Genomic DNA, 23,913 nt, shown 5'->3' with positions numbered 1-23,913 from the left:
GGCATGCCCGCTGCCAGTTCTCAGCCCCGCCGGACCCGGTCCGGCAACCGGCGCGACGAGGCCGCGCGCCTGGCCGTGCTGCACGCCGCCGACGATCTCCTGGTCGAGCACGGGTTCGGCGCGCTGACCGTCGAGGCCATCGCACGCCGGGCCGGGGTCGGGAAGCAGACGATCTACCGGTGGTGGCCGTCGAAGGTCGAAGTCCTCCTCGACACGCTCATCGAGGACAGCGACAAGCGCTCCGCCGTCCCGATGGACAAGCCCACCGCGGAAAGCATCCAGACCTACCTGCGCGGCTTCGCGCGGTTCCTCACCCGCGACCCGGCCGGCAAGGTCCTGCTCGCGCTGATGGCCGAGGCTCAGCACGACCCCGCGACGGCCGAAAGCTTCCACCAGCGTTACCTCGGCCCACGCCGCGAGCAGGAACGCGAGATGCTCGCCCGCGCGATCGACGCCGGCGAGATCTCGCCCCGGCTCGGCCCCGACGCCACGCTCGACGCACTGATCGGCCCGATCGTCTACTGCGCGCTGACCGGCGCGAGCGTGCCCCGCGGTTTGGTCAGCACCCTGGTCGAGGACTTGCTCAGGCCCCGCGCTTAAGGCCGTACCACGATCTTCCCCACGTGATTGTGGTGCAGGAACTGTTGCTGCGCCTCGGAAAGCGACGTCAGCGGGTGCGTGGCCGCGACCGGCGGACGGACCGTGCCGGCCAACGCCGTGCGCACGAGTTCGGCGAAGTGCGGGCGGGTGTGCATCGACGAGCCGATCAGCCGGATGTTGTGCAGGTACAGCCGGCGCAGGTCCAGCTGCACCAGCGCGCCCGCGACGGCACCGGCGATCACCCAGCGGCCGTCGTCGCGGAGCAACGGGAGCAGGTCGGCCAGCAGGGGGCCGCCCGCGACGTCCGCGACCGCGTCCAGGGGGCCGAGCGCGGACACTTGGGTGGCGACATCCCCAGCGCCATCACGCAAGATGACGCCCGAAGCGCCCAGCTCCATAACCGCATCGGCCTTAGCCGCGCTCGTCACGGCGAACGCCCGAGCCCCGCGGGCGGCGGCGAGCTGCACCAGCGCCGCGCCGACGCCGCCGGAAGCGCCGGTGACCAGCACCTTCTCGCCGGCCTCGAGACCGGCCCGTTCCAGCATGCCCATGGCTGTGCCGTACGCGACGGGCAGGCAAGCCAGTTCCTCGTCGCTCAGCGGCGACGAGGTGACGTCGTGGACCTGGTCCGCGGGAACCACGACGTACTCGGCGAATCCGCCGTCCGCCTCGCTGCCCAGCAGGCCGACCGGCGGCGCGTCCCGGCTGCCGTCCTGGTAGATCGCCGGGTCGACCAGCACACGGCGGCCGCTCTCGACGGCCACGCCGGCGATGTCGCCGCCCTGGATCCGCGGGAAGTCGATCGGACCGCGCCAGCCGCTGAGCGCGTCCGGGTCCGAGGCAGTGCCGTACGCGCCCTCGCGCGTCCACACATCGGTGTTGTTCAACGCCGCGGCGGTCACCCGCACGAGCACCTCGCCGGGCCCGGGCCGCGGCACCGGCCAGTCCCGGTGGAGTTCGAGCGCTTCGATACCTCCGTGCCGCGGCAGGACCACGGCGGTCATCACCTCGTCCATCACCCCACCGTGCCACAGCATGATCGGCAGTTCAGCCCGCGGGACGCAGCAGGCTCCCCAGCCAGCCGGCGAACACCTGCTCGGCCTCGGCGCGGACGCGGGCCGGGTCGTCGGCCGCGGCGATCATGCGCGCGGCCTCCATCACCGCGCTCAGCACGAGCTGCGCCAGCGTCCGCAGCGGCAGGTCGACGAGCAGGCCTTCAGCGTGGGCGCCGGCCAGCGCGTCGACCAGCAGCTTCAGCCCGTACTCGGCCTCCAGCTCCCGCCACGCTTCCCAGCCCAGCACGGCGGGCGCGTCGGTCAGCGAGATACGCCGGACGTCGTCGCGCAGGCAGATGTCCAGGAACACGCTGAGCGCGGCCGCCATGCCGGTGAGCGTGTCCGGCGCCTGCTCCAGCGCGGCCTCGACCTCGGCGGTGATCTCGCGCTCCACCTCTTCGACGACCGCGCGGAACAGGCCCTGCTTGTCACCGAAGTGGTGGTAGAGCGCGCCCCGGGTGACGCCCGCGGTGCGGGTGATCTCCTCGGCGGGCACGGCCTGGTAGCCGCGGGTGGTGAACAGCTCCCGCGCGGCCGTGGTCAGGGCGGTCCTGGTGCCGGCGGAGCGGTCCTGCTGGGTACGTCGCACCCGCCTAATCTGCCATGGCGCCCGCGAACTCGACGACGTGGCGGGCCAGCTCCGCCGGCTGGTCCTCGGAGACGAACGAGTAGGAGTCGGCCACCTCCACCAGTTTCGCGTCCGGCAGCAGCTCGGCCAGCCGGTGCGCGAAGCGGATCGGGAACAGCTTGTCCTCGCTCGCCCACACCAGCAGCACCGGCCGCTCGAACTGCCGCAGCTTCTCCGCCGCGGCCAGCGTGTGTCGCGAATGGACGGTGCGCAGCAGCTTGCGCAGGTCCCGGCGGAGGCCGGACGACTTGTGCAGCCGGGTGAGGTAGTCGGCGGCGATCTCCGGCGCCAGCGGGTGCTTGGTCACCCAGCCGAACAGCAGGGGCAGCCCGTACAGCGCGCGGATCCGCAGCAGCTGCCCGAGCACCGCCATCGAACCCGGGATCCGCGCGATCGCCGGCAGTGGCCGGAAGATCGGCGGGAAGAAGTACTCGAAGCTGTCCGACGGCGTCAGCACGACCCGGCCGACGCGCTCGGGGTACCGCGCGAGCAGCACCTGCGTGAGCGCGCCGCCGGTGTCGTTCGCGACCAGCGTGACGTCATGCAGGTCCAGCGCCTCGAGAAAGTCGCCGATCAGCGTGGCGACGCCGGGCACGCTCAGGTCGGCGTCCGCCCGCAGCGGCACGGTGTGCCCGCCCAGCGGCAGGTCCGGCGCCAGGCAGCGGAACCCGGCCGAAGCGACGGTGGGCACGACCTTCCGCCACAGCAGCGCGTTCGTCAGCACCCCGTGCAGGAACACCACCGGCCGGCCCTCGCCGCGTTCGAAGTAGCGCAGTTCGCCCTGCGGCAGCCGGACGCCGTGCTCCTGTCCCAGTTCTTCGCCTCGTGTCATGACCGCCAAAGTACATACATACAGTCTGTATGTAAATTACCCCGGGGGTAATGAGGCTGCCGAAGAGCGGGGCCATCCGGCGGTAACCGGCCGCGGACGGGTGGATGTCGTCGGCCGGCCAGGAGGCGTCGGCGACCTCCGGGCCGGGGACCAGGGCCAGCGCCGGATCGTCCGTCTGAAGTACGCGAACGGTCGCTCCACCTCGGCGCGGACGTCGGCCACGATCAGGCCGTCTTCGCGCAACAGCTCCGCGTGGCCGGTGAGCAGCAGCCAGGCTCGTGAGTGGCTAGGACGGTTCTAACCGTCATGAACACTCACGAGCTTTTACGCGCCGGCCAGGGTGATCGTGCGGTCGGCGTGCTGGGTGAGCAGCGGGTCGTGGCTGGCGACCAGGACCGTCGTGCCGGCGTCGGCCGCCGCCCGCAGCCGGATGAGGACCAGCTCGGCGTGGGCGCGGTCCTGGTGTGAGGTGGGCTCGTCCGCGAGCACCAATGTGGGATTGGTGACGAGCGCGCGGGCAACGGCGGCGCGCTGCTGCTCGCCGCGGGAGATCTGCGCCGGGCGGCGGTTCGCGAACTTCGCCAGGTCCAAGGTTTCCAGCAGCTTCGCCCGGTCGGCGGTGTCTTCCCGGTTGCGGGCGGGGAAGGCGAGATTGTCCGTAATGGACAGTTCATCGAACAGGCCGATCGACTGCGGGACGAACCCGACGTGCTCCCACTGCATCTGCGCCATCGGCCGATCCGGCAGCGGCGGGTGCGGCGTCACCGTGCCGGTATCAGGGGTCTCCCAGCCACCGGTGATCATCAGCAGGGTGCTCTTGCCGGAGCCGGACGGGCCGGCCAGCGCGACGAGTTCGCCGGGCTGGAGTTCCAGGCTCACCGGGCGGAGGGCGAGAGTGCGCCGGTAGCTCTTGCTGACGTCGGTCAGCGTCACCAGGCTCACGCGATCCTCCCGTCCACGAGTTCGTGCACGTCATCGGCGACGGCGGTGAGTTCGGGATCGTGGGTGGCGACGACCACGGCGTGCCCGAGCGCCGCGAGACGATGCAGCGCCTCGCCGACGAGATGGGCCGACGCCCGGTCGAGCTGCGCGGTGGGCTCGTCGGCGAGCAGCGCGGCCGGATCGCCGGCGGCGGCAAAGGCGAGGGCGACGCGTTGCTGTTCGCCGCCGGAAAGCTGCCGGGGGTAATGAGTGCGGCGGCCGGAAAGGCCGAGCGCGTCGAGGAGTTCACCGTCGGCGGGCGCGGTGCCGCGCAGGCGGGTGGCGAGGTTGAGGTGCTCCTCGACGGTGAGGTAGCCCAGCAGATTGTCGATCGGGTTCTGGAACACGTAACCGAGCTGGTGACGCCGCAGCTCCCGGCGGCGACGGGCGGACAACGCGGTGGCGTCCACGCCGTCGACCTCGACGGTGCCGTGGGTGGGCCGGTCGAGACAGGCCAAAATCCGCAGCAGGGTCGACTTTCCGGAACCCGACGGGCCGACGAGCGCGGTGACGCGGCCACGGGCGGCCGACAGCCTGACGTCGTGCAGCGCGGGGACGTCGTGGTCCGAGGCCGGGTAATGGTGGGTGAGCCCCGAGCAGCGCAGTGCCGGTGGACTATTCGGTGTCACGCAGCACCTCCGCGGGCCGGGCGCGGGAGACCGCGCGCTGGGCGGCGAGGGTGGCCAGCACCGCCGCGAGCAGGGTCGCGGCAGCCAGCCGCAGGGCCAGCGACCACGGCGTCGAGAGCAGGGTGCCCGGCGCGATGCCGGGATCGAGGTCGTAACCGGGGCTGGTCACCGCGACGGCGACCGCGGCGAACACCAGGCCGAAGGCGAACCCGGCGATCAGCAGCCCGCCGACCTCGTACAGCAGGGCCCGCCAATGCGCCCGCGGCCCGATCCCCATCCGCCGCAACAACACGTACGCGCTGCGCCGCGCCCGGGACCGCGCGTTCAGGTACAACAGCAAGCCCACCAGCACGATCGCGCCCGCGAGCACTGAAACCGCGGTCAGGAACACGAAGGTGTAGCTGATGGCCGCGTAAACGCCGTTGGCAGTGACGTCCTGGGCCTGGCTGACCGTGCCGATCTGCGTGCCCGTGCCGCTCAACGCCGCAAGGGACTGCGCCGGGTCGCCGCGCAGCCACAGCTGGGGGTGCGCGCTCTCGCCGGCCAGCCGGTCGAGCAGGTCCTTGCGCACGAGCAGCTGCGGGAAGCCGGAGTTCTTGCCGGGCAGCTGGGCGACGGTGGTGATGGACAGCTTCGTGGCCTGCCCGTTGATCCGCACCTCGGCGGTCGCGGGGGTGGCGGGCAGCCCGGCCAGGATTCCGGCCGGGGCGCCGGGTGCGGCGAGCTTGGCCATCAGCTCGGCGAGTGTCGGGCCCGGCAGGGCGTTGTCCCAGAACGCCGTGGTGGCAAAGGTTTCCGGGTCGACGCCGAGCACGTTGACGGTGGTGCTGCCGACGTAACCGGAGTCGTACCGGTCCACGAGACTGGTCCGGCCGGCCAGGCCCGGCGGCACGTGCGCGGGCCCGGTCAGGCCGAGGACCAGGTCGGAGCCGACGATCAGCTGCGATTCCGCGTGCAGCGTGCGGTCCACCGATTCGGTCACCGTGGTCGCGTACATCGACAGCGCCACTGGGATCGCGGTCGCCCCGATCAGCACCGCGGCGGCGGCCGGGCCGGACGCGATCCGTTGCCAGGAAAGGAAAGAGACCGGCCTGGTCAGCTTCACCGGGTTGGCGCGCACCACCGACCAGCGCACGATCCGCGCGGCGAACAGCGCCAGCCCGATCACCAGCAGCAGCGGCACGACAACCAGCCGCGGCGGGATCCCCGCCACCGAACCCGCCGTCCCGACGCCCGCGACGGTGCCGTCGTCGAGCACGAAGTAGCAGACCACCGCCGCGACAAGGGGAATCAGCTCCCACGGCCACAGCCGGGCCGGCTTCGCACGGGCGTCGAAATGCGCGGTGATCCGGCGCCCGCTCGCCAGCGCGATGGCGCCCAGCGTCACCAGCAGCGCGGCGGCCCCGGCCAGCACCGAACCGGTCAGCGCGCCCGGCGTCACCAACGGGCTCGGACCCACGGCGGCGACCAGGTACCGCGCCGCGAACCAGCCCGCGACGGAGCCGAGGGCCACCACCGCGCCGGTTTCCAGCACCGCCTTGCCCACCAGCGCCCACGGCCCGACGCCGCGGGCCGACAGCACCGCCAGCTCGGCCCGTCGCCGGTCCACCCAGAACGACCCGGCAGCGGCGGCGATCACCAGCCCGGCCAGCGCGCCCACCGCGCCCATCGGCACGACGGTGGCCACCAGCGCCGAGGTCACCTGATCGGCCCGGTCGGACATGCCGCGCAGCGAAGACGTGTACTGCGTGTGGTCGAACGCGGCGCCCAGCGGGTCTTGCGGATCGGCCGTGCGCGCCCGGAGCCGGTCCAGGCCGTCGATCACCGGGGCGGCGCTCGCCGTGGTCATTCCCGTGGTGTCGACCGAGCTTTCGACGCTGGAGCCCAGGCCGGAATCAGCCGGGTCGGTGGCCTTGAGCAGGTCATCGCTGGAGAGCAGGGCCATCGGATACGTGCCGGCGTTGCTCAGCGGGCTGCCGCGGTAGAGGTTCTTGAGGCTGCACCAATACTGCCCGTCCGGCAGCGAGCGCAGGTCACGGTAAACGGCCGCGACGCGCATCGTGGCCAGCGGCGTGGTGGTGCCGGCCGCCGCCAGACCGGGGAGGGGGCCGCTGGTCAGCGACACCTGGTCGCCCACCTTCAGCTGCTGGGTGTCCGCGAACTGGTCCGGCAGCCAGATGCCCGGGCCGGTGCCGCCGGACAGCACCTGGACGTGGCCGGCGAAGCCGTCGCGGGCCACCAGGTTCATCAGCCGCTGCTCGGGGTGCACCGGGGTCCCGGTCGCGACCGCCACGTTCGCGCGGCTGACCAGCGTGCTCACGGGCGGCGAAAGATCCGGGATGCCCGCTTCGGTCTGCCGGGCCGCCGTGAGCCGCGCGTCCAGCAGCGGTTTGCCCACTTTTTCGGGTACCTGCGGGTTTCTCGGCATTACCGGCAGCTGTCCCTGCCACTGCGCGCCGACGGCCCATTCACACGCGACGCCGGCCTGTTTCTGCAGCGTCGCGGTGCCCGCGGAGGAAAGGAAAAGGGAGATCGCCGCGGCCGGCAGCGCCACCAGCACCGCGGCGGCCAGCACGGCCAGTACCACTGTCGGCTGGCGCCAGATCATCCTCGGCGCACGCGCCCACGGTGCGGGCAGCCCCCTCTTCGGCATGCTGCGGAGTTTCACACATCCAGCGGATGAACCGTGGGGAAAGAGATCGTTTCGAGATAACGATTTCCCGAAAGTGACGGACGGTGCGGAAACGACCGCATCGGGTGCGCCACAAGGGTTTCAGAGCCGGACCGCGGCCGCGTGGAAATCGTGGCGCAGCGCCTCGATGCCCGGGATGGCGCGAGACGGGTGGACCCGGTTGGTGAGCAGCACGTAGTAACGGCCGCGGTCCGGCTCCACCCACAGGCTGGTGCCGGTGAACCCGGTGTGCCCGTACGCCCGCGGCGAAAGCTCCGTGCCGACCGGCGAGCCGGGCACGTCCAAACACTGCCACGCCAAGCCACGGCGAAGGCCTTCGGTCTGGCACCTGATCATTTCGGCGTGGGTGGCGGGTTTCAGCAGCGGAGCGGCGCCGCCGGCCAATACCCGGCCGAGGCGTTCGACGTCCGGTAGCGGGGCGAACAGGCCGGCGTGACCGCAGATTTCGCCCAGTACCACGGCGTTCTCGTCGTGCACCTGGCCGCGCACCACGTGCCCGCGCCACGGGCAGTCCTCGGTGGCGACCGCGCGCGCCGCGTCCACCGGGCCGAACCGGGTGCCGATCAGCCCGGCCGGAGTGCTGACGAACTGCTCGACCAGCTCGTCCAGCGGACGGCCGCCGGCGGCCTCGGCGATCAGGCCCAGCAGGATGAACCCCTGCGACGAGTACTCGACCTGGTGGCCCGGCGCCGCGCGCAGCGGTCCGGTGCGGATGGCTTCGAGCAGCGCCTCGCGCGTCGGGTGCTCGCGGTAGAGCGGCGTGCCGCCGGGCAGCCCGGACGTGTGCGTGAGCAGCTGCCGCACGGTGATCCCGGCCTTCTCGCCGTCCGCGTACGCCGGCAGGTGCTGGGCGATCGGGTCTTCGACGCTGAGCAAGCCACGCTCGGTCAGCGCGGCGATCACCAGTCCCACCACCGGTTTGGTCACCGACGCGAGGTCCCACAGGCTGTCCTCGGCCGCGTCCGGTCCGCCGTGCCAGCGCGTGCCGAGCACTCCGCGGTCGAGCACACCGTCCGCGGTGCCCACCGACCAGGCGGCGGCGGAGCACACCCGGTTTTCCCGGCCCGTATCGAGGATCTGCTCGAGTTCAGTCCTCATCGGACACCAGCCGCATTCCCTGGCCGAGCGTGGCCGAAAGCCGGTTCGCCGCCTCGGCGACCAGCGGGCCGAGCGTGGGCAGGCTGTCCGGCGGCAGGGTGAACGTCAGGCCGGAAACGCTGATCGCGCCGACCACGTGGCCCAGCCCGTCCACCACCGGCGCGGCGACACACCGGACGTGCGGCTCGTTCTGCTCGTCGTCCACCACGTAGCCCAGAGTGTCCACAGTGGCCAGTTCGCGGCGGATCGCGGCCGGGTCGGTCAGGGTCTTCGGGGTGCGCGCCTCGAGCGGCGCCGCGTCGAGCACCGCGGCCACCTCGGCCTCGGGCAGCCGCGACAGGATCGCGCGGCCCACGCCCGTGCAGTACAGCGGCACCTCGCCGCCGACCTGCGAATTCATCCGGTACGCCTGATCCGGCTCCACCTTCTCGACGTACACGGCACGGTCGGCGTGATGCACCGCGTAGTGCACGGTGTGCCCGGTCCGGCGGCGCAGCTCGGTCAGCACGGGCCGGGTGAAGCGCGTGGCCCGGCTCCCCGCGAGCACGGCGGCCGAGAGACCCAGCAGCCGCGGCCCGACGTCGTACTGGCCGCCGCCGGTGCCGGCCGCGAACCCGGCTTCGGCGAACGTCTGCAGCATCCGGTGCGCGGTGGGTTTCGGCAGGTCACAGGTCTTGGCCAGGTCGGCGAGCCGGTGCGGGCCGCCGGGTCGCGCCAGCGCCGTGAGCACCTCCAGCGCCTTCCCCACCGCGCCTCGGGGCTCATTGCGCGCCCCGGACTTGTCGTTGACAGCCCTCTCCATGCGGCCTACCTTAGCGCAATCGCGTTCCATATGACGGAACGAGATGTCATCTTATGGAACTGGCGAAAGGCGACCCGTGGCTCCTCCGCGTTCCCGTCTGACCCGCCGTGACGCGCTCCGGCTCGGCGGCCTCGCCCTGCCTGCACTGGCCTTGCCCGGACTGCTGGCCGGCTGCGACAGCGCGAGCGGCAGCGTCGGCAGCGTGCTGCGTGTCGCCCAGACCTCGGATCCGAAGACGCTGGATCCGCAGAAACAGGGCGATCTGACCTCGATGAACGTCCTGATCAACCTGTTCGACACCCTCACCACCCGCGGCCCGGACAACCAGCTCGCGCCCGGCCTCGCCCTGTCCTGGACCTCGCCGGACCCGCTGACCTGGCGGTTCAAGCTCCGGCCCGGCGTGCGGTTCCACAACGGCGAGCCGTGTGACGCCAAGGCGGTCGCCTTCAGCATCAACCGGCTGCTCGACCCGGCCACCAAGTCGCCGATCGTCGAGCTGCGCTACGTGAAGCAGGCCGTGATCGTCGACGAGCTGACCGTGGACCTGCGGTGCAGCCAGCCGGACCCGATCATCCCGGCGAAGGTCTCGCTGTTCGGCGGGGTCGCGGTCCCGCCCGGCTACCTCAAGCAGGTCGGCTCGGCCGGGTTCGCCAAGCACCCGGTCGGCACCGGGCCGTTCACCTTCGTCGAATTCCAGCGTGATCACCAGATGCGGATGCGCGCCAACCCGGGCTACTGGGGCGGCCGGCCGTCGTTCGACGAGCTGGTGTTCCTGCCGATGCCGGACCCGTCCTCGGCGCTGGCCTCGCTGCAGAGCAACGAGGTCGACATCGTCGCGAGCCTGACCCCCGACGCGGCGCTGCAGATCCAGGGCTACACCGGCGTCTCGATCCGCAACTACCCGGGCATCCGCACCTCGTACCTGTCGCTGGACACCACGGCCGGGCCGCTGCGCGACGTGCGCGTGCGCCAGGCGCTCAACCACGCGGTCGACGTGCCGTTGCTGATCAAGGCGGTGCTCGACGGCAAGGCGCGCGAGGTGCCGACGATGTTCCCGCGCGAGTCGTTCGGCTTCGACCCCTCGATCACGCCGTACTCGCGCGATGTCGGGCTGGCCAAGCGGCTGCTCGCCGACGCCGGGTTCCCGAACGGCTTCGACACCTCCCTGACCGCGCAGACCGGTGATTCCAACATCGCCGAGGTGATCTCCGGGCTGCTGGCCAAGGCCGGGGTCCGCGCGCGGGTCGACCTGGTCGACACCGGCACGTACACCAGCCGGCTGACGTCGAACAACCGCAGCGCGCTCGGCCCGATCTACCTGGCCGCGAGCACCGGCTGGACGCTCGACGCGGAAAGCCTGGTGCAGTCCAACGTCCGCCACGACCGGCGGCAGAGCCGGTGGTCCAGCCCGGCGGCCGATCGGCTGATCGACGCCGAGGAGCTGACCGTCGACCCGGCCGGGCGGCAGCGGGCCTTCACCGCGCTCCAGTCCCTTCTCAAGCAGGAGGCGCCGTTCGTGTTCCTCTACCAGATCGACAACATCTACGCGGTCAACACCCGGCCGCGCTGGCAGCCCGGCGTCGTCGGCGTGCTCGGCATGGCCCAGGCGCAGGTGACCTCGTGACGGCCCCGACGGTCTCGGTGGCGAAGCCGCCCGCGGCCGGCACCGGGGTGCTGCGGGTGGTCGTCACCAAGGTGCTGACCGCGATCGTCGTGCTGTTTTTCGTGGCCACCGCGGCGTTTTTCCTGGTCCGCCTGTCCGGCGACCCGGTGAAGCTGATCCTGGCGCCGGACGCGAGCGCGGCGCAGGAGGCGACGCTGCGCGCCGGCCTCGGCCTGGACCGGCCGCTGCTCACGCAGTACCTCGACTACCTCGGCGGGCTGCCGCGGCTGCACTTCGGCAACTCGCTCGTCTACGACCAGCCGGTGTCGGAGGTGCTGCTCGCGCGGGTGCCCGCGACGCTGGAGCTGGCCGCCGCGGCGTTGGTCATCGCGCTCCTGCTGGCGATTCCCGCGGGTGCCTTCGCGGCACTGCGCCGCGGCCGGGCCGGTGACTCCGGCGTGATGGCGGGTGTCCTGATCGGACAGTCCACCCCGGCGTTCTGGGTCGGCATCGTGCTGATCCTGATCTTCGCCGTGCAGCTGCAAGTGCTGCCCGCGTCCGGTTACGGCGGTTTCACGCACCTGATCCTGCCCGCGGTGACGCTCGCCGTGTACTCGGTCGCGGTGATCGCGAGGCTGCTGCGCTCGTCGATGATCGACGTGCTCGGCTCGGACTACATCCGCACGGCCCGCGCGAAGGGGCTGAGTACCGGCGGAATCGTGGTGTCCCACGGGATGCGCAACGCCGCCCTGCCCGTGGTCACGGTGATCGGCCTGGAGGTCGGCACCCTGCTCGGCGGCGCGATCCTGACCGAGCGGGTGTTCTCCTGGCCGGGCATCGGGCGGCTGACCGTCGAGGCCATCCAGAACCGCGACTTCCCGCTCGTGCAGGCCTCGGTGCTGTTCTTCGCCGCCACGTTCGTGGTGGTCAACCTGCTGGTGGACCTGTCCTACACAGTGCTCGACCCGAGGGTGCGGGTGACCTCATGACTGCCATTGCCACAACCGTTCCCACCGCCCGAGCCCGAGGTGGCGCGGTGAAGGCGGTGCTGCGTAACCGGCTCGGCCTCGTCGCCGTGGTCGTGCTGGTGCTGATGGTGCTGATCGCGGTGTTCGCGCCGCTGATCGCGCCGTACGACCCGGGCGCGCAAGACCTGCTGGTCCGGCTCCGCCCGCCGGCGTGGACGGCGGCCGGCGACTCCAGCCACCTGCTCGGCACGGACCAGCTCGGCCGCGACATCCTGTCGAGGCTGTTCTACGGCGCCCGGATCTCCCTGCTGGTCGGGGCCTGCGCGGCCCTGCTGGCCGGGGTCGTCGGCTCGGTGATCGGCCTGGTCGCCGGGTTCCTCGGCGGCTGGTTCGACCGGATCCTGATGCGGCTGGCCGACATCCAGCTCGCGTTCCCGTCGATCCTGCTGGCGCTCGCGATCGTCGGCTTCCTCGGCTCCGGGCTCTGGTACGTGGTGCTGGTGCTCGGCTTCACCGGCTGGGTCTCGTACGCCCGGGTGATCCGGTCCGAGGTGCTTTCCTTGCGCACCAGGGATTACGTCACCGAGGCGCGCGCCATCGGCGTCCGGGACCTGACGATCATGCGCCGCCACCTGCTGCCCAACGTGATGGCGCCGCTGGCCACCATCGGCACCCTCCACGTCGCCGCGGCGATCGTCGCCGAGGCCTCGCTGAGCTACCTCGGGCTCGGCGTGCCGAAGCAGACCGTCACCTGGGGCGGCATGCTCAGCGACGGCCAGCTGTACCTCGGCACCTCGTGGTGGGTGGCGGTGTTCCCCGGGCTGGCGCTGATGATCACCGCGCTGGCCGTCAACATCACCGGCGACGTGCTCCGCGACGTCGCGGACCCGAAGGCGTACCGCTCATGACGTCGTTGCTGGAAATCAGGGACCTGCACGTCGAGTTCCGGCTGGGCACCGGGACCGTGCACGCGGTCGAGGGGGTGGGCTTCGCCGTCGACGCCGGTGAGACGCTGGCGGTGGTCGGCGAGTCGGGCAGCGGCAAGACCGCCACCGCGCTGTCGGTGCTGCGGCTCAACCCGGAGCCGCCGTGCGTCTATCGCGCCGGCGAGGTGCTGCTGGACGGGCGCGACCTGTTAAGACTGTCCGAAAAGGACCTTCGGAAGATCCGCGGCAACGACGTCGCGATGGTCTTCCAGGACCCGATGACCAGCCTGAACCCGCTCAAACGCGTCGGCGCGCAGGTCGCGGAAGTCCTGCGACGGCACCAGAACGCGTCTCGTGGACAGGCACGTGAAGGCGCGGTGGCCGCGTTGCGCGAGGCCGGGATCCCGGACCCGGAGCGGCGCGCGGACCAGTACCCGCATCAGCTTTCCGGCGGCCTGCGCCAGCGCGTGATGATCGCGATGGCGCTGGTCGGCCGGCCGCGGGTGCTGATCGCCGACGAGCCGACCACCGCGCTGGACGTGACGGTGCAGGCCCAGATCCTCGAGCTGCTGGTCGACCTGCAACGACGGCACGGGATGGCGATCGTGCTCATCACACACGACCTCGGCGTGGTGGCCGAGGTCGCCGACCGGGTGGTGGTGATGCGCCGCGGCCGGGTGGTCGAGACCGGTGACGTCACGGCGGTTTTCGAGGCGCCGCACGAGGATTACACCCGCGAGCTGCTGCGGGCGACGCCGAAACTGGAGCGGGCATGACAAACCTGGTCGAGATCCGCGGGCTGCGCAAGGACTACGGCTCGCTGGCCGCGGTCGACGGCGTGGACCTGGACGTGACGGCGGGGGAGACCCTCGCCGTAGTCGGCGAGTCCGGCTCCGGCAAGACCACGCTCACCCGGCTGCTGCTGCGGCTGGCCGAGCCCACCGCGGGCACCGTGCGCTTCGACGGCGCGGACCTGTTCGCGCTGCCCGCCGCGCGGCTGCGGAAGGTGCGCCGCGAGATGCAGGTGGTGCTGCAGGACCCGTACTCCAGCATGAACCCGCGGATGCGCGTGACGGACATCGTCGCCGAACCGCTGGTGACGCACGATCGTTCTTTTCGCGGCCGTGGCGGACGCGCGAAGGTGCGCGCCCGGGTCGGCGAACTGCTCGACGCGGTGGGCTTGTCGCCGGACGTCCAGGACCGCTACCCGCACGAGTTCTCCGGCGGCCAGCGCCAGCGCGTCTCGATCGCGCGGGCACTCGCCCTCCGCCCGCGGCTGGTGGTGCTGGACGAGCCGACCAGCGCGCTCGACGTCTCGGTCCAGGCCCAGGTGCTCGACCTGCTGACCGAACTCCAGTCCCGGCTGGGGCTGACGTACGTGTTCGTCTCGCACAACCTCGCGGTGGTGCAGCAGATCGCCGACCGGGTGGCGGTGATGCGCGCCGGGCAGATCGTGGAACTGGCCGACGCCGCGACACTGTTTTCCGCGCCGGGCCACGAATACACGCGTAGTTTGCTGGACGCGGTGCCCAATCCGGATCCGCGGCTGGCGCGGCGTCGGCGGGCGGCGTCATGAGCCTCGATGCAGCGGATGACGCTTTCCCTGCGCTGAGCGAGGCGGACGCGTCATCCGCTGCACGCTCAGTTGTGGGAGAGCACCAGCCCGGCGCCGCCGAGCAACGCGATGTCGTCGGCCGCGCCGGTGTTGACCAGCACCTGCGGCGGTTCCGCGTCGGTGGCCCAGGAGGAGTCCTCGCGCAGCCGCCGTTCGATGGCCGCGCGGAAGCGTTCGCCGCCTTCGGCCGCCTCGCCGTGCAGCACGAACAGCCCCGGGGCGAACAACTGCTGGATGTTCACCAGGCCCAGCGCGATATTTCCGGCGTACTCGTCCAGCAACGGGTCGCCGGCTTCGGCCAGTTCGTGCACCGTCCGTGCGCCGAGACCGCGCCGCTCGGCCTCGGCGCGCAGCCACGGCGTGGTCGCGACCGTCTTCCAGCAGCCACGCGCGCCGCAGGTGCACGGCCGTCCGCTGGCGGCCACCGTCATGTGCGCGCCGCTGCGGCCGCCGGGCGGGGCGAGCACCTCGCCGTCGTAGAGGATGCCGACGCCCAGCACCTCCCCGGTCGAGACGGACGCGAACGTGCTGCGCCCCCGCCCGGGCCCGAACCAGCGGTCACCGAGAACTTGGAGCCGCGCGCGATGCTCGACGTGCACCGGCGCGCCGGCCAGCCCCGCCAGCACCGCGGCGATCGGGTACCCGTGCAGCGCGGGCACCTCGTTGACCTCGATGATCACGCCGGCCGCAGCGTCGACCAGCCCCGCGGCCGCGACGCCGACCCCCATCGGCTGAACCGGGAAGCGGACGACCTCGGCCAGCGCAGCGTCAATTTCGGCCAGGTCGGCCGTCCCTCGCGGATAGGCGGCCTCGGCGCGCCACAGCAGCTCGCCGGACAGGTCCACCAACGCGGCCCGCACCCGCCCGGGCAGCAACTCGACCGCCCCCAGCACCGGCGCGCCCGGCTCGACGGCCGGCGCCGGAACCAGCCGCAAGGCCGGACGTTCGCCGGTGCTCATGGGGCCACGATGCCACGCCCGAAGCTTCGAGGGGAGCCTGCATGCCCGAACTGACGCGGATGACCTGGCGCGAGGTCCGCGCCGCGGCTGATGGTTCGGCAGGTGCCGGTCCTGGCCAGCCGCCCGCCGCTGACCTGTCGACCAGCAGCGGTTCGGCGACTGTCGGTCCGCGGGAGCTGCTCGCCGCTGACCCGCCGACCGGTGCCACCAGCCCGACGGCTGCCGGTCCTGCACGGCAACCCGCAGCTGACCTCTCGACCGGAAGTGGTCCGGCGGCTGTTGTTTCGCCGGGGCAACCCGCCGCTGACCCGCCGACCGGCAGTGGTTGGGCGGTTGCCGGTTCCGTCAAACATCCCGCCACCCACCCGTCACCCGGCGCCATCGCCCTGCTCCCGATCGGCTCCCAAGAACAGCATGCCGCCCACCTGCCCATGGGTACCGACACGATGCTGGCCGAGGCCGTCGTCGATGGTGCTTTGGCGCGGCTCGGCGGTGAGCCCGCCGTGGTGCGGCTGCCGAGCCTGCCGTTCGGGCACAGCCCGCACCACCTGTTCGCCGCCGCGGTCTCCCTTTCCACGGCCACGCTGTCGGCGGTGCTCGCCGACGTGCTCGATTCGCTGGTGGTGAGCGGTTTCCGCCGGGTGCTGGTGGTGAACGGCCACGGCGGCAACGACGAGATCATGCGGCTCGCGGTGAAGCAGCACGCGTTGCGCGCCGACGTCGCGGTGGCCGCGTGCTCGTACTGGTCGCTCGGTGAGGCCGGTTCGCCCGGGCACGCCGGCGCCTTCGAAACGTCGCTGATGCTCGCGGCCCGGCCCGAGCTGGTGCGCGAGCGCGTGCCGCGCCCGGCCGTCACGCCGCCGCCGCTGTTCGACCAGCCGCCGTATCCGGGGCTGACCGTCGAGCGGCACGGCGAGTGGGCCCGCGTCGGCGGCTCGACCGACGACGCGACGGCGGCCACCGCCGAGCGCGGACAAGACCTGCTGGCGGCACGCGTGACGGCACTCGCCGAAGCCGTGCGCGCGTTCGACGCCGCCACCCGGGAAAGCCACGGACACCGAACCCACGGGGAGCCATGAAGATCACCGACGTCGACGTGCAGGTGGTGAACCTGCCGTTGACCAATCCGTTCACCAGCTCGTTCGAGACCAAGACGGGCGAGACCCGCACGGTGGTGCGGCTGCGCACCGACACCGGCATCGAGGGCTGGGGCGAGACGATGTGGGGCCGCCCGGTCGCGGAGCTGGCGCGCAAGCTGGCCAAGGAGCTGGTCGGCACCAGCCCGTTCGCGCTGGAGGCCTTCCACCGGCGTCACCACATGGTGCCGTTTTTCCACGGCTACCTCGGTTACGCGGCGCTCGCGGCGCTCGACGTCGCCTGCTGGGACGTCATGGGCAAGGCCACCGGCCAGTCCGTCACCGATCTGCTGGGCGGCCCGGTGCGGGACGAGGTCCCGATCACGGCCCTGATCACGCGGGCCGACGCGCCCGGCGCGCGGGGCCGTGAGCTGGCGCAGGGCCTGGCCGAGTACGCCGCGAAGGTCGTCGGCGAGGGCGGGTTCTCCGCGGTGAAGCTCAAGGGCACCAACGATGTGCGCGGGGACGTCGAGATCATGCGCGAGCTGCGGCGCGCGCTGCCGGACGTCGAACTGCGCGTGGACCCGAACGCCGCCTGGTCGGTGCCGGACTCGATCCGCGCCGGGCTGGCGCTGGAGGAGCTGGACCTGGAGTACCTGGAAGACCCGTGCACCGGCATCGAGGGCATGAGCCAGGTCCGCACGAAGATCCGGATTCCCTTGTGCACCAACATGTGCGTGGTCCGATTCGAGGAGTTCGCGCCGGCCGTGCGGCTCGGCGCGGTGGACGTGATCCACGGCGACGTCTACAAATGGGGCGGCATCTCGGCGACCAAGGCACTGGCCGCGCACTGCGAAACGTTCGGCCTCGGCATGAACCTGCACAGCGGCGGCGAACTCGGCATCGCGACGGCGGCGCACCTCGCCGTCGTCGCCAGCACGCCGGTGCTGTCCCGCGCCATCGACAGCATGTACTACCTGCACGCCGACGACATCGTGCAACCGCTGACCCTCGAAGGCGGCCGCCTGCGCGTGCCGACCGGGCCTGGGCTCGGCGTGCAGGTGGACGAGGAGAAGCTCGCCTTCTACGCGGCCGCGAACGAGCGGGACGGTGACCTCACCGGCTAGGCCTTCGCGGGCTTTGGGTGCGGACAACCGACTTTCGGGGGTATGGCCGGTTTGTCCCGGACGGCCACACTGTGCGCGGCAGTGCGTCACTGCGTGAACGCGGTCCGTGCTGCTCTTCGCTCCGCGGCCACGAGGAGTACCGATGAAGTCCAGGCCCTTGTTCCGGATCGCGCTCGCCGCCGGTCTGCTGTTGAGCGGAGTGCTCGCCGGCACCGCGTCCGCACAGCCGGGCACCACTCCGGTGTACTGGCGAGTGCCTGCGAACGGCGCGCAGGTGGCGGAGCTGGCCAAGGCGGGCTTCGACGTCGGCGAGTCCGATTCCGGTGCCGCCTATGTGATCGGTGACGAGGGCGTCGCCGGTCAGCTGCGGGCGCTCGGCTACCAGCCGGAGTTCTTCGACACGGTTTACAAGGACCTGCCTGCCGCGTCGGCGAACTCGGTTGCCGCGGACACCTTCTACGGCGGCTACCGCACGGTCGCCGCGCACGAGGCGCACCTCGCGCAGGTCGCCGCCGCGCACCCGGACCTCGCCACGGAATACACCATCGGCCAGTCGTGGAAGAAGACCAAAGGCCAGGGCGGGCACGACATGCAGGCGATCTGCCTGACCAAGAAGCAGGCCGGCGACTGCACGCTGAGCACCACGTCGCCGAAGCCGAAGTTCGTGCTGATGGCTCAGATCCACGCCCGTGAGCTGTCCACCGGCGAGCTGGCCTGGCGCTGGATCGACTACCTCGCCGACGGTTACGCCACCGACGCCACCGCCAAGTCCATTTTGGATACCACCGAGGTGTGGGTGATCCCGATGGCCAACCCGGACGGCGTGGACATCGTCGCCTCGGGCGGCAACTCGCCGAAGCTCCAGCGCAAGAACGCCGACAACTCACGCGGTGGCTGCTCCGGCACGGACATCGGCATCGACGTGAACCGCAACTCCACCTTCCGCTGGGGCGGCGACTCCAACTCGCCGTGCGACGAGACCTACCAGGGCGCGAGCGCGGGTTCCGAGCCCGAGGCGAAGGCGCTCGAGGGCCTGTTCCGCAAGATCTACCCGGTGCAGCGCGGCACCGGCGACAACGACCCCGCGCCCACCACCGCGCGCGGCACGATGATCACCCTGCACAGCTACGGCAACGACATCATCATCCCGTGGGGTTTCACCCAGTCGAAGGCGCCGAACGACGCGCAGTACCGGAAGCTGGGCGCGAAGTACGCGGCGTCGAACGGCTACCTGGTCGGCACCAACGCGGAAACCGTCGGCTACGACACCAGCGGCACCACCGACGACTTCACCTACGGCGCACTGGGCGTCGCCAGCGTGACCTTCGAGGTCGGCTCGTCGAGCGGCACCTGCGGCGGCTTCCTGCCGAAGTACACCTGCGTCGACAGCACCTTCTGGCCGAAGAACAAGGACTCGTTCATCGCCGCGGCGAAGGCAGCTGCGGCGCCGTATCAGCAGTAATACTCGTGAGTGGCTATGCCGGTTCTAACCGTCTGTCATGTTTCAGGACTTCGTGAACAGATGTGTTTCAGGACTTCGTGGACGGTTTGTGGCTGGTCAGTGGTTGGTAGCGTACTGATCGGTCGAGGGTGAGGTGGCGGGCGACGGTGTTGTTGATCATGACGGTGACGCGGTCGCCTTGCCAGTAAACGGTCGCGGTGTGGCCGGCCCAGGCGCGGCCCAGGACGATGGAGCAGCCGGAGAAGGCGATCACGCCGGTGGTGGAGACGGGGCGGGTGGTGACGCCGCTGGGCCGGTGGGCGGCGGTGCTGGGGGCGGTTTTGGGGGTGGCGTCGTAGCGTTGCTGCGGGGTTTCGCCGTCCAGGCTTTGGTGGCGGCGGTGGTTGTAGATCGTCCGGTACTCGTCGAGAAGTTGTTGCAGCTCGGGCACCGTGGTGGGCGTGGGCCGGGCGCGGAGCCATTTTTGCAGGGTTTGGTGGGAGCGTTCGTTCTTGCCGCAGGTCTGCGGGTGATAGACCGAGGAGGCGATGGCGGCCACGCCTCGTTCGGCGAGGTGGCGTTCCAGCTCGGCCGTCCTCCCGCGGTGTTTGCCGGAGAAGGCCAGTCCGTTGTCGGACAGCACTTTCACGGGCAGGCCGTAGCCGGCGAAGGCGTGTTGCAGCGCGGTCCAGGTGTCGGCGCCGTTCTCGCTGGCCGCGGCGTAGGAGCCGACGTCGAGGCGGGAGTGGTCGTCGAGGATCTGGATGATGCAGACCTTGGTGCCATCGGCGAGGTAGTGCTCCATGCCGTCGATCTGCCAGCAGCCGTTGGGGTCGGCGTATTCGAACCGGCGCCGGGTCCGGGGCTTCTTGCGGGGTTCCGGGACGATCTGGCCGTGCTCGCACAGGATTCGGTAGACCGCGGACTGCGACGGCAGCGGGGTGACCCCGGTGTCCTCGAGCCGCCAGCGGATGGAGATCGGCCCGTTGTCCAGGCCCTCACCGGCTAGTTCTTTGCGCGCTCGCAGCACCGCCTCGGCCACCCCGGCGCCCAGAGCCCTCGGATGGTGGTGCGGGGCGGTGCTGCGGCGGGTGAACCCGTCCACGCCCTCGGCCCGGAACCGGGCCAGGTACTTGTGGAACACCCCCGGGACACGCCGTGCTCGCGGCAGAACCGCGCAATGTTGACCTTCTCGCCCGCCGCGACCTGCGCGACCGCGGCAACGAACTCAGGATCCATCGAAAACCCTGCTCTGCCCATCGCCGCATGATCACCACACACGCCCTGGTCACCACGCCGACAGGCCGGTCAGTGTCCACGATGTCCTGAAACATCAACTGTCCACGAAGTCCTGAACTGCAACAGCCGGTTCTAACCGTCGTAGCCACTCACGAGTATGAAGTGGGTATGACAACTCCGGCCAGTATGACCGTCGGCCTGCTGCACCCCGGCGACATGGGCGCGGCGGTCGGCGCCCTGCTCGCCGCGCGGGGCGTGCGGACGCTGTGGGTGTCCGAGGGCCGCGGCGCCGCAACCCGGCGTCGTGCCCAGGAGGCGGGCCTGACCGAAGTCCCGCGCCTGGCGGACCTGGCCGAGTGCGGGGTGATCCTCAGCATCTGCCCGCCCGTCTTCGCCGCCGAGGTTGCCGCAGCCGTCGCGGAGACCCCGTTCCAGGGCGTCTACCTGGACGCGAACGCGATCAGCCCACGCCACACCCAGCAGATCGAGGACCTGTTCGTGCATCGAGGCGGCGTAACGGTCGTCGACGGCGGCATCGTCGGCCCACCACCCCGCCGCAACGACACGACCCGCCTGTACCTGTCGGGCGCCGAAGCCCCGCGGCTGGAATCGCTGTTCGCGGACACCTCCCTGCAGCCGCTAGTGCTCGACGGCCCGGTCGGGCAGGCCTCCGCGCTGAAGCTGGCGTTCGCCTCGTACAACAAGCTCACCTTCGCGCTCGCCGCCCAGTCCTACGCGCTGGCCTCCCAACACGGCGTCGCCGACCACCTGCGAGAACTGGCGTCCGCGAAACTCCCGGACACTCCACTCGGCCAGCCCGGCGGGATCGTCTCCGCGGGCCAGCGAGCCTGGCGCTGGGAAGGCGAGATGGCGGAAATCGCCGCCGCCTGCGCCGACAGCTCCTTGCCCCCCGCCCTGCTCACGGCGGCCGAATCGCTGTTCGCCCACTGGCAGCAATACCGCGACGACCCTGACATCACTGTCGAACAACTGCTGGCCTCGCTGAAGGACTCGTGAGCAGTAGGTCCGGTTTGGATCCGGTCGCGGTGCTTGCCGGTCACGGCCATGCCGGTCCGGTGCGGACGTGGTTGGACCGATACTCGCCGCTCTGGTCCGGCTCGGTCGCGGTTGCGCTGGGACTCACCCGGCCTGCGCCGGTTCGGGTCCGACCGGGCTGCGGCAGTGGTTGCCTGGGCGTGGCTGCGCCGTTCGTGCGCGGTTGAGCTGGGACTCACCCGGCCTGCGCCGGTGCGGTTCAGACAGGGCCGCGGGAGTGCTCACCTGGGTGTGGCTGCGTCGTTCGTGCGCGCTTGGGTGGGACTCACCGGACATGACTGCGCGGGTGCGGCTCAGGCAGGGCTGAGGCAGTGGTCACCTGGGCGTGGCTGCGCCGTTCGTGCGCGGTTGTGCGGGACTCATCGGAGATGGCAGTGGCGGTGTGGCTCGGACAAGGTTGCGTCGGTGGTCACGCCGGGCGTGGCGGTGTCGGTCCGGTTCGGACATTCACAAGTCGTTCGCCACCGGCACCTCCGCCCACACCGTTTTCCGGCTACCTCTGCCGGCCACTCCCCACTCGGCGCTGAGGGCGTCGACCAGCAGTAGCCCTCGCCCCCGGTAAGAGTCCGGCGAGGCGGCGGCCGCTGTCGGCAGGAGGTCCGGGGCGCAGTCCTCGACCTCCAGCCGGACGACCGCGCGCTCGTCCGGCAGCTCGAGCCGCAACGCCATCGGCCCGCCGGCATGCTCAAAAGCATTGGTGACCAGCTCAGTGGCCAGCAACTCGGTGTCCTGCACGGTCCCCCGAGGCAGCCCCGCGAGCCGCGCACGAACCCACTTCCGCAGCGGCGCCAGCGACGACAGCTCGTGAGTCCCGGCGAAATCGTAAATATGTGGAGCACTGGTGATGCCCATTGTTCTCCTCAGCGGGGTCTCCCAGCCGGGTTCCAGAGCGTGGGCTTGCCAGGTTGATACCCCACGACCACGCCATTCACACCCCGCCTCGACGACTGGGATCGGCACCCGATCGAGGCAGCTCGGTGCACGAGCGGATTCCCATGCCGGGACGGCAACTCCCCGCCTGGTGTGATCGCCGGCCACGTTTGCGGCAGCCCCTGATCCTCGCTTCCTCGACGGTCCAGCCGACCTGTTCCATCGACGATGCCGACGGCGACGCAGCGTTGCCGCCGCTGAGCACTCCAGACTGAGTCACCCCGGCGGCAGCCCGGGCGCGCCGAGGACTGCTCGATGCCGCCGGCGAGCGGCTTTGAATCGCCACGGCAAAGTTGACCACTGGTCACCACCACGAGCGGTCCATCACCAGGTGGATCGCACCCCGGGTCGCCCTGTCTGAGGCGACCCCGAACCGCTTGCCGCCCACCCGGGCCGGGCCCTCGGCTCGCTGCCGGGCCCCGAGCTGGCTTTGCCCCAGCCGAATGCCGGACTGCGGCTCGGGTGCTTGTCCCTGGGCCGGCGTCAGGCTCCGGCCGGTCGCCGGTTGCAGCTCCTGGCTGCCTGGCTCTGGGCGGTTGTCTCGCCTCGGCCGGAGCGTCGCTGCGGCTCGGGGGCCTAGCGCCCCAGGAGGCGTCAGGCCTCGGTGGGTTGGCGGTTGCAGCTTTTGGGCGCCTGGCTCTGGGCGGTTGTCTCGCCTCGGCCGGAGCGTCGTTGCGGCTCCGGGGCCTAGCGCCCCAGGAGGCGTCAGGCTCCGGTCGGTTGTCACGCCCCGGCCGGAGGGCGCTGTGGCTCGGGTGCCTAGAGCTGCGGGAGGCGCTCGGCCTTGGTCGGATGCCGGATTGCAGCTTGGGCGCTAGGCACCGGGCTTCGGTCGGGACGCCAGTCGCGCCCCGGGGGCCGGGCCCTGGGTTGGGTGCCGGGCCGTGGTCGGTTGCCGGGTCGCAGCTCGGTGCCTTGCTCCGGTGGGCGTCAGGCCGAGGTCCGATGGTGGGCCGTGGCTCGGGTTCCGGGCGCCTTTGCCGGATGCTGGGTTGGAGCGCGGACGTCAGGGCGGGGCGAGACGTCAGGCCGCGGTCGGATGCCGGGCTTCGGCTCGAGGACCGGGCCCGGGGGTAGGTAGGTGTCAGCCAGGTGTGCCCAGGCTTCAGCTCGGTGCTGGGCCTTGGGCCGGGCGCTGGGCGCAGTGCTGGGCGCGGCCGATGGCCTCGGCGGCGGCCGTCGCGAGGCGGGCGATTTCTTCGCTCCAGCGGCGGGCCTCGGCGAGGGCTCGGGCGCCTTCGCCGGCCTGTTCCAGTTCACGCCAGCCGGTGACGGCGACCGAGCGGCGGCCGGCCAGGGCTTCGTCCAGGACCGCGCGCATGCGGCCAGTCAGCTCGCCAAGTGCGTCGTAGGCACGCCAGACCGCTGTTCGGTCCGCATCGGGCGTCGGGTCGGGCATGGTGACCTCCTCGGTAACCGGGCCGCGGCGGCAGGTCCTGGCGACGCGAAGGCCACCGGCCGATCCGGCACCGCCCGCCGTGGGGACGGGGACGGAGGTCCGAATCAGGCCGCGGGCACCGTCGTGACGCCGATGCCCTGGAGCATACCGAGCGCCTCCGCCTCGAACCAGGCGCCGCCCGCCGTCTATACGGTTTGCCTGCTGCCGTTCACGATGCGGCCCCGGCCTCGGTCGGTGCGGTTTGCCTGCTGCAGTCC

General features: G+C 71.4%; 22 protein-coding genes. 10 read left to right on the top strand and 12 right to left on the bottom strand.

From position 1 onward, the window contains the following. The first annotated feature begins 3 nt into the window (after positions 1 to 3). Positions 4 to 600, top strand: coding sequence for a TetR/AcrR family transcriptional regulator (locus OG371_RS05270; RefSeq protein ID WP_329066105.1), 597 nt, complete (start codon positions 4 to 6; stop codon positions 598 to 600). Here the strand turns inward: OG371_RS05270 and OG371_RS05265 are convergent. The 8 genes from OG371_RS05265 to OG371_RS05230 form a co-directional block, all read right to left on the bottom strand. Next, on the bottom strand, positions 597 to 1,637 hold the full coding sequence (locus tag OG371_RS05265) for a zinc-binding dehydrogenase (protein ID WP_329066102.1): 1,041 nt from the start codon (positions 1,635 to 1,637) through the stop codon (positions 597 to 599). The two genes, OG371_RS05270 and OG371_RS05265, sit on opposite strands and share 4 nt — an antisense overlap. A 10-nt stretch (positions 1,638 to 1,647) precedes the next feature. After that, a complete protein-coding gene (locus tag OG371_RS05260; RefSeq protein WP_329066100.1) occupies positions 1,648 to 2,244 on the bottom strand; it encodes a TetR/AcrR family transcriptional regulator in 597 nt (198 codons plus the stop codon). A gap of 4 nt (positions 2,245 to 2,248) precedes the next feature. Further along, the gene (locus OG371_RS05255) at positions 2,249 to 3,115 is read right to left on the bottom strand and encodes an alpha/beta fold hydrolase (protein WP_329066098.1); all 867 of its coding nucleotides are present in this window, start codon (positions 3,113 to 3,115) and stop codon (positions 2,249 to 2,251) included. A gap of 324 nt (positions 3,116 to 3,439) precedes the next feature. Then, positions 3,440 to 4,057, bottom strand: a complete 618-nt coding sequence (locus OG371_RS05250) for an ABC transporter ATP-binding protein (protein ID WP_329066096.1) — start codon at positions 4,055 to 4,057, stop codon at positions 3,440 to 3,442. Then, positions 4,054 to 4,725, bottom strand: coding sequence for an ABC transporter ATP-binding protein (locus tag OG371_RS05245; RefSeq protein ID WP_329066094.1), 672 nt, complete (start codon positions 4,723 to 4,725; stop codon positions 4,054 to 4,056). The genes OG371_RS05250 and OG371_RS05245 overlap by 4 nt, the downstream gene beginning before the upstream one ends. Next, positions 4,712 to 7,378 (bottom strand): FtsX-like permease family protein, encoded by a 2,667-nt coding sequence (locus tag OG371_RS05240; protein WP_329066092.1) that lies wholly within the window; start codon positions 7,376 to 7,378, stop codon positions 4,712 to 4,714. Before OG371_RS05240 ends, OG371_RS05245 begins: the two co-directional genes overlap by 14 nt. Before the next feature lie 120 nt (positions 7,379 to 7,498). After that, positions 7,499 to 8,515, bottom strand: coding sequence for a serine hydrolase domain-containing protein (locus tag OG371_RS05235; RefSeq protein ID WP_329066090.1), 1,017 nt, complete (start codon positions 8,513 to 8,515; stop codon positions 7,499 to 7,501). Further along, positions 8,505 to 9,317, bottom strand: coding sequence for an IclR family transcriptional regulator (locus OG371_RS05230; RefSeq protein WP_329066088.1), 813 nt, complete (start codon positions 9,315 to 9,317; stop codon positions 8,505 to 8,507). Before OG371_RS05230 ends, OG371_RS05235 begins: the two co-directional genes overlap by 11 nt. Before the next feature lie 76 nt (positions 9,318 to 9,393). Here OG371_RS05230 and OG371_RS05225 point away from each other — a divergent pair, with 76 nt between their 5' ends. The 5 genes from OG371_RS05225 to OG371_RS05205 are packed head-to-tail and all read left to right on the top strand — an operon-like array spanning position 9,394 to position 14,390. Beyond that, complete coding sequence (locus OG371_RS05225) at positions 9,394 to 10,941, top strand: ABC transporter substrate-binding protein (RefSeq protein WP_329066086.1); 1,548 nt, start codon at positions 9,394 to 9,396, stop codon at positions 10,939 to 10,941. Then, complete coding sequence (locus OG371_RS05220; RefSeq protein WP_329066084.1) at positions 10,938 to 11,909, top strand: ABC transporter permease; 972 nt, start codon at positions 10,938 to 10,940, stop codon at positions 11,907 to 11,909. Before OG371_RS05225 ends, OG371_RS05220 begins: the two co-directional genes overlap by 4 nt. 47 nt (positions 11,910 to 11,956) lie before the next feature. Next, positions 11,957 to 12,796 carry an ABC transporter permease gene (locus tag OG371_RS05215; RefSeq protein WP_329066082.1) on the top strand — a complete coding sequence of 280 codons (840 nt, stop codon included), beginning with the start codon at positions 11,957 to 11,959 and terminating at the stop codon, positions 12,794 to 12,796. Beyond that, positions 12,793 to 13,590: an ABC transporter ATP-binding protein gene (locus OG371_RS05210; protein WP_329066080.1), complete on the top strand. Its 798-nt coding sequence runs from the start codon at positions 12,793 to 12,795 to the stop codon at positions 13,588 to 13,590. The genes OG371_RS05215 and OG371_RS05210 overlap by 4 nt, the downstream gene beginning before the upstream one ends. Then, positions 13,587 to 14,390 carry an ATP-binding cassette domain-containing protein gene (locus OG371_RS05205; RefSeq protein WP_329066078.1) on the top strand — a complete coding sequence of 268 codons (804 nt, stop codon included), beginning with the start codon at positions 13,587 to 13,589 and terminating at the stop codon, positions 14,388 to 14,390. The genes OG371_RS05210 and OG371_RS05205 overlap by 4 nt, the downstream gene beginning before the upstream one ends. Positions 14,391 to 14,455: 65 nt before the next feature. Here the strand turns inward: OG371_RS05205 and OG371_RS05200 are convergent, their stop codons facing one another. Then, on the bottom strand, positions 14,456 to 15,388 hold the full coding sequence (locus OG371_RS05200; RefSeq protein WP_329066076.1) for an ROK family protein: 933 nt from the start codon (positions 15,386 to 15,388) through the stop codon (positions 14,456 to 14,458). Between the two features lie 380 nt (positions 15,389 to 15,768). Here OG371_RS05200 and OG371_RS05195 point away from each other — a divergent pair, with 380 nt between their 5' ends. The 3 genes from OG371_RS05195 to OG371_RS05185 all read left to right on the top strand — a co-directional run bounded on the left by OG371_RS05195 (position 15,769) and on the right by OG371_RS05185 (position 19,053). Next, entirely contained in the window at positions 15,769 to 16,467 is a 699-nt protein-coding gene (locus tag OG371_RS05195; RefSeq protein ID WP_329072914.1) for a creatininase family protein, read from the top strand. Beyond that, positions 16,464 to 17,591 (top strand): mandelate racemase/muconate lactonizing enzyme family protein, encoded by a 1,128-nt coding sequence (locus tag OG371_RS05190; protein ID WP_329066074.1) that lies wholly within the window; start codon positions 16,464 to 16,466, stop codon positions 17,589 to 17,591. The genes OG371_RS05195 and OG371_RS05190 overlap by 4 nt, the downstream gene beginning before the upstream one ends. A gap of 142 nt (positions 17,592 to 17,733) precedes the next feature. Further along, on the top strand, positions 17,734 to 19,053 hold the full coding sequence (locus tag OG371_RS05185; protein ID WP_329066072.1) for a M14 family zinc carboxypeptidase: 1,320 nt from the start codon (positions 17,734 to 17,736) through the stop codon (positions 19,051 to 19,053). Positions 19,054 to 19,120: 67 nt separating this feature from the next. Here OG371_RS05185 and OG371_RS05180 read toward each other — a convergent pair whose 3' ends face one another. Beyond that, entirely contained in the window at positions 19,121 to 20,176 is a 1,056-nt protein-coding gene (locus tag OG371_RS05180; protein WP_329059058.1) for an integrase core domain-containing protein, read from the bottom strand. Positions 20,177 to 20,439: 263 nt separating this feature from the next. Here OG371_RS05180 and OG371_RS05175 point away from each other — a divergent pair, with 263 nt between their 5' ends. After that, entirely contained in the window at positions 20,440 to 21,288 is an 849-nt protein-coding gene (locus OG371_RS05175) for an NAD(P)-dependent oxidoreductase (RefSeq protein WP_329066070.1), read from the top strand. Between the two features lie 486 nt (positions 21,289 to 21,774). Here the strand turns inward: OG371_RS05175 and OG371_RS05170 are convergent, their stop codons facing one another. Further along, on the bottom strand, positions 21,775 to 22,179 hold the full coding sequence (locus tag OG371_RS05170) for an ATP-binding protein (RefSeq protein ID WP_329066067.1): 405 nt from the start codon (positions 22,177 to 22,179) through the stop codon (positions 21,775 to 21,777). Positions 22,180 to 23,362: 1,183 nt separating this feature from the next. After that, the gene (locus OG371_RS05165) at positions 23,363 to 23,656 is read right to left on the bottom strand and encodes a hypothetical protein (RefSeq protein ID WP_091610771.1); all 294 of its coding nucleotides are present in this window, start codon (positions 23,654 to 23,656) and stop codon (positions 23,363 to 23,365) included. Positions 23,657 to 23,913 lie beyond the last annotated feature (257 nt).

Origin of the sequence: Amycolatopsis sp. NBC_01480, assembly GCF_036227205.1 — a bacterium.
Classification (GTDB): domain Bacteria; phylum Actinomycetota; class Actinomycetes; order Mycobacteriales; family Pseudonocardiaceae; genus Amycolatopsis.
The sequence above is the reverse complement of the archived record's forward strand: the minus strand, read 5'-3'. Positions and strand labels throughout refer to the sequence as shown.

Coding starts and splice junctions, on each gene's coding strand:
- OG371_RS05270 (WP_329066105.1), top strand. CDS start 4: ATGCCCGCTGCCAGTTCTCAGCCCCGCCGGACCCGGTCCGGCAACCGG.
- OG371_RS05265 (WP_329066102.1), bottom strand. CDS start 1,637: ATGCTGTGGCACGGTGGGGTGATGGACGAGGTGATGACCGCCGTGGTC.
- OG371_RS05255 (WP_329066098.1), bottom strand. CDS start 3,115: ATGACACGAGGCGAAGAACTGGGACAGGAGCACGGCGTCCGGCTGCCG.
- OG371_RS05240 (WP_329066092.1), bottom strand. CDS start 7,378: ATGCCGAAGAGGGGGCTGCCCGCACCGTGGGCGCGTGCGCCGAGGATG.
- OG371_RS05235 (WP_329066090.1), bottom strand. CDS start 8,515: ATGAGGACTGAACTCGAGCAGATCCTCGATACGGGCCGGGAAAACCGG.
- OG371_RS05230 (WP_329066088.1), bottom strand. CDS start 9,317: ATGGAGAGGGCTGTCAACGACAAGTCCGGGGCGCGCAATGAGCCCCGA.
- OG371_RS05210 (WP_329066080.1), top strand. CDS start 12,793: ATGACGTCGTTGCTGGAAATCAGGGACCTGCACGTCGAGTTCCGGCTG.
- OG371_RS05205 (WP_329066078.1), top strand. CDS start 13,587: ATGACAAACCTGGTCGAGATCCGCGGGCTGCGCAAGGACTACGGCTCG.
- OG371_RS05200 (WP_329066076.1), bottom strand. CDS start 15,388: ATGAGCACCGGCGAACGTCCGGCCTTGCGGCTGGTTCCGGCGCCGGCC.
- OG371_RS05190 (WP_329066074.1), top strand. CDS start 16,464: ATGAAGATCACCGACGTCGACGTGCAGGTGGTGAACCTGCCGTTGACC.
- OG371_RS05185 (WP_329066072.1), top strand. CDS start 17,734: ATGAAGTCCAGGCCCTTGTTCCGGATCGCGCTCGCCGCCGGTCTGCTG.
- OG371_RS05175 (WP_329066070.1), top strand. CDS start 20,440: ATGACAACTCCGGCCAGTATGACCGTCGGCCTGCTGCACCCCGGCGAC.
- OG371_RS05170 (WP_329066067.1), bottom strand. CDS start 22,179: ATGGGCATCACCAGTGCTCCACATATTTACGATTTCGCCGGGACTCAC.
- OG371_RS05165 (WP_091610771.1), bottom strand. CDS start 23,656: ATGCCCGACCCGACGCCCGATGCGGACCGAACAGCGGTCTGGCGTGCC.